Raw genomic sequence first — 7,440 nt, forward strand, 5'->3', positions numbered from 1 at the left:
CGGACCGACCGGCGTTTGTCGAGTCCCCACCCAGGAAAGGCGGCCCCGATGGAACCGAATCAGCAGCCCGAAGCCGACACCGAACTGGTCACCGAGACTTTGGTCGAAGAGGTGTCGATCGACGGGATGTGCGGGGTGTACTGAGCGTGGCCGACTTCGATCCGGCCCGCAGCTGGCGCCTGCACCCTCAGGTGGCGTTGCGCCAGGAGCCGTTCGGTGCGCTGCTGTATCACTTCGGCACGCGCAAGCTGTCTTTCCTGAAGAACCGCACGATCGTCGCGGTGGTCGACGCGCTGCCACAGCACGCCGACGCCCGATCCGCCTGCCGCGCAGCGGGAATCGCCGACCAGCAGCAAGCGCCCTATCTGCACGCGCTTGGCGTGCTTGCCGCCTCTGACATGCTGGTGCCGCGATGAGCGCCGCCGCGCTTCCGGCGCCCGGCCTGATCGACCAGTTCGAGCGTGGCCTGGCTGCGCCGATCTGTTTGACCTGGGAGCTGACCTACGCGTGCAACCTGGCCTGCGTGCACTGCCTGTCCTCGTCGGGCCGGCGGGACCCGCGCGAGCTGTCCACCCGGCAATGCATGGACATCATCGACGAGCTGGCACGCATGCAGGTGTTCTACGTCAACATCGGCGGCGGGGAACCGACGGTGCGGCCGGACTTTTGGCAGCTGGTGGACTACGCGACCGCCCACCGCGTCGGGGTCAAGTTCTCCACCAACGGCGTGCGCATCACGCCGCCGGTGGCAACGAAGCTGGCCGCCACCGACTACGTCGACGTGCAGATCTCACTCGACGGGTCGACCGCAGAGGTCAACGACGCGATCCGCGGGCCCGGCTCGTTTGCGATGGCGATCCGCGCGCTGCAGAACCTGTCGGCGGCCGGGTTCGACGACGCGAAGATCTCGGTCGTCGTGACCCGGCACAACGTGGATCAACTCGACGAATTCGCCGCGCTGGCGGCACGTTACGGCGCGACGCTGCGCATCACCCGGCTGCGGCCGGCGGGTCGCGGCGCCGACGTCTGGGACGAACTGCACCCGAGTGCCGAGCAGCAGGTCCGGCTCTACAACTGGCTCGTCGCCCACGGCGAGCGGGTACTCACCGGCGATTCGTTCTTCCACCTGTCCGCGTTGGGTCAGCCCGGGGCGCTGGCCGGGTTGAACATGTGCGGCGCCGGCCGGGTGGTCTGCCTGATTGACCCGGTGGGTGACGTCTACGCGTGCCCCTTTGCGATTCATGATCAGTTCCTGGCCGGAAATGTGTTGTCCGACGGTGGGTTCGACAACGTCTGGAAGAATTCAACGTTGTTCCGCGACCTTCGCGAGCCCCAGTCCGCCGGGGCCTGCGCGAGCTGTGGGCACTTCGACAGCTGCCGCGGCGGCTGCATGGCCGCGAAGTTCTTCACCGGCCTGCCGCTGGCCGGCCCCGACCCGGAGTGCGTGCAGGGTCACGGCGCGACGGCACTGACCCGCGACCGGCACCGGCCACGCCCCAGCGGCGACCATTCACGCGGCGGCCCGGTTCCGTTGAGGCTGATCACCAAGCCGCCCGCGCGCCCGTGCAACGAGAGCCCGGTGTAGCGGTGGCGGACACCTGGTTCGAAACCGTCGCGTTCGCGCAGCAGCACGCCAAGAAGCGGCTGCCCAAATCGGTGTACTCCGCACTGCAGGCAGCGAGCGAGAAGGGCGTCACGGTCGCCGACAACGTCGAGGCCTTCAGCGAGCTGGGGTTTGCGCCGCACGTCATCGGGGCGATCGAGAAGCGCGACCTCTCGACGACCGTGATGGGACAAGATGTTTCGTTACCAGTAATAATCTCACCGACCGGCGTGCAAGCCGTTCACCCGGACGGGGAGGTGGCAGTCGCGGCCGCCGCCGCCGCGCGCGGCACGGCGATGGGTTTGTCGTCGTTCGCGAGCAAGCCGATCGAAGAGGTGATCGCCGCCAACCCCAAGTTGTTCTTCCAGCTGTATTGGCTCGGCGACCGCGAGGCCATCGCGCAACGGGTCCAGCGCGCCCGCGAGGCCTCGGCCGTCGGGCTGATCCTGACCACCGACTGGAGCTTCGCCCACGGGCGCGACTGGGGCAGCCCGAAAATCCCGGAGCACATGGATCTGCGGACGACGGTGCGGATGCTCCCCGAAGGACTGACCAGGCCGCGCTGGTTCTGGCAGTGGGCCAAGACCATGCGTCCACCCGACCTGCGGGTGCCGAACCAGGCGCCGCGCGGCCGGCCGGGGCCGCCCTTCTTCGCCGCCTACGGCGAATGGATGCAGACCCCGCCGCCCACGTGGGAGGACGTCGCCTGGCTGCGCGAGCTGTGGGGCGGGCCTTTCATGCTCAAGGGCGTGATACGCGTCGACGACGCGAAACGCGCTGTGGACGCGGGTGTTTCAGCGATCTCCGTGTCCAACCACGGCGGCAACAATTTGGACGGCACCCCCGCGACGATCCGCGCCCTGCCGGCCGTCGTCGACGCGGTCGGCGACCAGATCGAGGTGCTTCTGGACGGCGGCATCCGCCGCGGCAGCGACGTGGTCAAGGCACTCGCGCTCGGCGCGCGCGCGGTCATGATCGGCCGGGCGTATCTGTGGGGGCTGGCGGCGAACGGTCAGGCCGGGGTCGAGAACGTGCTCGACGTCCTGCGCGGCGGCATCGACTCGGCGCTGATGGGTCTGGGCCGGGCAGCCATCCACGACCTGACCGCCGACGACGTCGTCGTCCCGCCGGGCTTCATCCGCGCGCTCGGCCTGCCCAAAGACCCGACCGGCTGAACCGGCGCCGGGTCCCCGGCCGCGCTGATAGAAACGTGGCTAACGAGGCGCAGGTGGTACCTGAAGGCACCGATCCAGGGGCAACTTCGCAAAGAAAATTTGAAACGTCTGCCAACATTTGGTACACGCCAGATGAATTCGGCTTACCATCGGCGGGTGGTCTTCCCCACCGAACTAGGGAAGTCGACGTCGAAGCAGCTAAAGGGTATGTGGCCAACGGTGGTGATCCCGGTGGGGTCCACCGAGCAGCATGGTCCTCACCTGCCACTCGACACCGACACCCGTATCGCCACCGCCGTCGTGGATGCTGTCATTAACAGGCTGGGGATAACCACTCCCGGCGACCAGACCATCGCCGCTCCGGCGGTCGCGTACGGCGCGAGCGGCGAGCACGAGGGCTTCGCCGGCACCGTGTCGATCGGAACCGCCGCGCTGGAGTATTTGCTGGTGGAGTACGGTCGATCGGCGGCGAACTGGGCCCGCAGGCTGGTGTTTGTCAACGGGCACGGCGGCAACGTCGCCGCGCTGACCGCTGCGGTCTGCCGGCTGCGCGCCGAGGATCGCGACGCCGCGTGGTGCTCGTGCGCGGCGCGAAACGCTGACGCGCACGCCGGACACACCGAAACATCTGTATTGCTACATATTTCACCCGCGCTGGTGTGCAACGATGAGTGCCGAGCAGGCAACGTTGCGCCGCTTGTGGAATTGATGCCGACGATACGCAAAGGCGGCATCGCGGCCGTGAGCGACGTGGGGGTGCTGGGTGACGCGACCACAGCCACCGCAATCGAAGGGGAGCGGATATTCACCGAAATGGTCGACGCTTGCGCCGACCGGATCAGGCGCTGGACGCCGGGGCGCGAAGGGATGCTGAGATGAGCCAGCCCCGTCTCCCGGACGGCTTCGCGGTCCAGGTCGACCGGCGGGTACGCGTGCTCGGCGCGGGTGCCGCCCTGCTGGGCGGCTCGCCGACCCGGCTGCTGCGGCTGGCGCCGAAGGCCCGCTCCCTGCTCGACGACGGGCGGCTGGAAGTCAACGACGCGGTCAGCGCTCGATTGGCACGCACGCTGCTTGATGCCACGGTCGCGCATCCCCGGCCGGCCAGCGGTCCGTCACATCGCGATGTCACCATCGTTATTCCGGTGCGCAACAACCTCTTCGGGCTTCGCCGACTATTGTCGTCGCTTCGCGGTTTGCGGGCGATCGTGGTCGACGACGGCTCGGTGCCTCCGGTTCAACCCGGCGATCTGAGCGGGCTGCACTGCCAGTTCGAATTGCTGCGCCACGGCCGCAGCAAGGGCCCGGCGGCCGCCCGCAACACCGGCCTGTCGGCGTGCAAGACCGACTTCGTGGCGTTCCTCGATTCCGATGTGGTGCCGCGGCGAGGATGGTTGGAAGCGCTGCTGGGTCATTTCTCCGACCCGGCCGTCGCGCTGGTCGCACCGCGCATCATCGGTCTGTCGCACAGCAACAACCTCGTCGCCCGGTACGAGGCGGTGCGTTCGCCGCTGGATCTCGGCCGCCGGGAGGCGCCTGTGGTGCCCTACGGCTCGGTGTCGTACGTGCCGAGTGCGGCGATCATCTGCCGGCGCTCGGCGCTGTCCGACGTGGGCGGCTTCGACGAGACATTGCAGTCGGGCGAGGACGTCGACCTGTGCTGGCGGTTCGTCGAAGCCGGCGCCCGGCTGCGCTACGAACCGATTGCGGTGGTCGCCCACAGCCACCGGGTCGGGTTCCGAGAGTGGTTCGCCCGCAAGGCATTCTACGGAGAATCGGCCGCGCCGCTTTCGGTGCGTCACCCCGACAAGACCGCACCGCTGGTGATCTCCGGGTGGACGCTGGTGGTGTGGCTGCTGATGGCGATGGGATCGGGCATGGGTTACCTCGCCTCCTTGATCATCGCCGCACTGACCGCGCGCCGCATCGCCGGAACGTTGGACGGTTTCGACTCCAGACCCCGTGACGTCGCCGTCGTCGCGGCCAAGGGCCTCGGGGCGGCGGCGTTGCAGCTCGCGTCGGCTGTTTGCCGGCACTACTGGCCGGTGGCCCTGCTGGCCGCGCTGATGTCGCGGCGATGCCGCCAGATCGTGGTGCTCGCGGCGGTGGTCGACGGCGTCGTGGACTGGTTGAGCCGGCACAGCAACACCGACGACCACACCAAGCGGATCGGCCTGCTGCCGTACTTGGTGCTGAAGCGACTCGACGATCTCGCCTACGGCCTCGGGATGTGGAACGGGATGGTGCGTGAACGCCACCTCGGTCCGCTCAAGCCGCAGATCCGGCCGTAGCCGCCGTCTTGCCCAGCGACGTCTTGATCGTCGGTGCGGGAAGTGCTGGATGCGTTCTGGCGGAACAACTTTCCCGAGATGCCGATCGCTCGGTCACCGTGCTGGAATCCGGACCCGGGGTGTCCGACCCGGCGATCGCACAACTCGTCGCGACCGGTTCGCGGCTGCCGATCGGTGTGGCCAGCCCGGTGGTGCGGCACTATCCGGCAACGCTGACGCAGCACCCGCACCGTCCGGTGCGGCTTGTCCGCGGCGCGGTGCTCGGCGGGTCCGGCGCGGTCAACGGCGGCTATTTCTGTCGCGGTTTGCCGAGCGACTTCGACCGCTGGCGGCTTCCCGGCTGGGGCTGGGCCGATGTGCTCGATCACTTCCGCGCGATCGAGACCGATCACGACTTCGGCGGCCCGGCCCATGGCCGCAGCGGCCCGATTCCGGTTCGCCGCGCCACCGAAATGTCAGAGAATACAGCGGCTTTCGTGCAATGCGCTCGCAACGGCGGCTATCGGTGGATCGCCGACCTGAACGGCGGCGACGACGCGCAGACCGGTGTCGGCCCGGTTCCCCTGAACATCGCGGACGGGGCGCGGACCGGTCCCGGTGCGGCCTGTCTGGAACCGGCGCTACCGCGGCCGAACCTCACCGTTATGACCGGAACTCGGGCGTCACGCGTCCGTATCACCGCCGGCCGGGCAGTGGGTGTCGACGCGGTCGGCCCGGACGGGCCCGCCGAGCTGACGGCGGACCGAATCGTCTTGTCTGCCGGAGCTATTGGATCCGCGCATCTGCTGATGCTGTCGGGCATCGGCGACGAAGACGTATTGCGCGGCGCAGGTATCCCCCTGGCCGTGCCGCTGCCGGTCGGGCTGCGTTGCGCCGATCACCCGGAATGGGTGCTGTCCACCGATTGGGGCACCGCGACCGCACGGCCCATCCTCGAAGTCGTCTTGAGCACCGCCGACGGCGTTGAGATGCGGCCCTACACAGGCGGATTCATCGCGATGATGGGTGACCACACACCTGGCCGCCCGGACTGGCCACACATCGGGGTGGCGCTGATGCGACCCGAGTCGCGCGGCCGCGTCCTGGTGCGGTCCGCGGATTTCCGCGTTCCGCCGCAGATCGAGCAACGGTACGACAGTGAGCCCGCCGACGTCGCCGCGCTGCACCGGGGGGCCGAGCTGGCGCGTGAATTGTGCGGCGGCGCAGCACGTGTCGGTGGCCCGTTGTGGTCCACATCCCAGCATCTCTGCGGCACCGCACCGATGGGCACCGACGACGACGAGCATGCGGTGCTCGACCCGCAATGCCGGGTTCGCGGCGTCGATGGACTGTGGGTGGTCGACGGATCGGTCCTGCCGGCAATCACCAGCCGCGGCCCGCACGCAACCATCGTGATGATCGGGCACCGGGCCGCGGAGTTCGTCCGCGGCGGCTGACCGCAAGCCGGTCTGCCGCGACGTCCGCACGCTGCCACCCGCGCCAAGAGCCCGGCGAAAGGTTGCCAAAGTGGCTGATCGCTGGCATCCGGCGGGCGGCGGCTGCCGTAGGCTCAGGCCGTGTGGTGCGCATTCCGACACCGCCGTCGCTGGACCGCGTCGGCGTTGCTGGCGGTGGCCGTGTTGGCCGCCGCCTGCGGCCGGGTGGGCGGCGAGGCGCAGGTGGCGCCGACCCCGATGCGGGCGGCGGATCCGAGCGTGGTGCAGACGACGTCCGGGTCGGTGCGCGGGCTGATCTCGTCGGATCACCGGCTCTTCGCCGGGATCCCGTACGCCGCGCCGCCGGTGGGCCCGCTGCGGTGGCAGCCGCCCGCACCACCGGCGGCGTGGTCGGGCATTCGCGACGCAACCAAGCCCGGGCTCCGGTGCATCCAAGACGGCTCACCCGAGGCCGATTTCGGGCGGGCGGTCGGTGAGGACTGCCTATCGCTGAATGTCTGGACGCCCAACCACGCCGGATCGCAGTCCGACGGCCAGCGGCCGGTGATGGTGTGGATTCACGGCGGCGCGTTCATCAACGGCGGCGGGGACATCTATGACGCGCGGTGGATGACCACGCAAGGCGACATCGTCGTGGTGACGATCAACTACCGGCTCGGCGCGTTCGGTTTTCTCGCGCACCCATCGCTCGCCCGCAACGGCGAGGCCGGCAACTACGGATTCACCGATCAGCAGGCCGCGTTGCGCTGGGTGCACGACAACATCGCCAACTTCGGCGGCGACCCCACCAAGGTCACCATCGCCGGCGAGTCGGCGGGCGGCATGTCGGTGTGCGACCACCTGGTTGCGCCGGGTTCCGCCGGCCTGTTCCGCGCCGCGATCATCCAGAGCGGGCCGTGTCAGGCGCAGGCCGACCGGCCCACCGCCGAACGGGTCAG

General features: G+C 69.1%; 8 protein-coding genes. All 8 read left to right on the plus strand.

Translation table 11 applies throughout. The features are described from left to right. Positions 1 to 48: 48 nt before the first annotated feature. Positions 49 to 144, plus strand: a complete 96-nt coding sequence (mftA, locus tag VE759_RS22255; RefSeq protein WP_324936499.1) for a mycofactocin precursor MftA — start codon at positions 49 to 51, stop codon at positions 142 to 144. Beyond that, positions 129 to 416: a mycofactocin biosynthesis chaperone MftB gene (gene mftB / locus VE759_RS22260; RefSeq protein WP_324936501.1), complete on the plus strand. Its 288-nt coding sequence runs from the start codon at positions 129 to 131 to the stop codon at positions 414 to 416. The genes mftA and mftB overlap by 16 nt, the downstream gene beginning before the upstream one ends. After that, positions 413 to 1,585 carry a mycofactocin radical SAM maturase gene (mftC, locus tag VE759_RS22265; RefSeq protein WP_324936503.1) on the plus strand — a complete coding sequence of 391 codons (1,173 nt, stop codon included), beginning with the start codon at positions 413 to 415 and terminating at the stop codon, positions 1,583 to 1,585. Before mftB ends, mftC begins: the two co-directional genes overlap by 4 nt. 2 nt (positions 1,586 to 1,587) lie before the next feature. Beyond that, positions 1,588 to 2,778, plus strand: a complete 1,191-nt coding sequence (gene mftD, locus VE759_RS22270; RefSeq protein WP_324936504.1) for a pre-mycofactocin synthase MftD — start codon at positions 1,588 to 1,590, stop codon at positions 2,776 to 2,778. A 132-nt stretch (positions 2,779 to 2,910) separates the two neighbouring features. After that, positions 2,911 to 3,657, plus strand: coding sequence for a mycofactocin biosynthesis peptidyl-dipeptidase MftE (mftE, locus tag VE759_RS22275; protein WP_324936505.1), 747 nt, complete (start codon positions 2,911 to 2,913; stop codon positions 3,655 to 3,657). Then, on the plus strand, positions 3,654 to 5,066 hold the full coding sequence (gene mftF, locus VE759_RS22280) for a mycofactocin biosynthesis glycosyltransferase MftF (protein ID WP_324936506.1): 1,413 nt from the start codon (positions 3,654 to 3,656) through the stop codon (positions 5,064 to 5,066). Before mftE ends, mftF begins: the two co-directional genes overlap by 4 nt. A gap of 8 nt (positions 5,067 to 5,074) precedes the next feature. Beyond that, complete coding sequence (mftG, locus tag VE759_RS22285) at positions 5,075 to 6,502, plus strand: mycofactocin system GMC family oxidoreductase MftG (protein ID WP_324936507.1); 1,428 nt, start codon at positions 5,075 to 5,077, stop codon at positions 6,500 to 6,502. 120 nt (positions 6,503 to 6,622) lie between these two features. Next, positions 6,623 to 7,440: carboxylesterase family protein (locus VE759_RS22290; protein WP_324936508.1), on the plus strand; the 818-nt coding region annotated here is incomplete at its 3' end.

Origin of the sequence: Mycobacterium sp., from assembly GCF_035640695.1 — a bacterium.
GTDB lineage: Bacteria > Actinomycetota > Actinomycetes > Mycobacteriales > Mycobacteriaceae > Mycobacterium.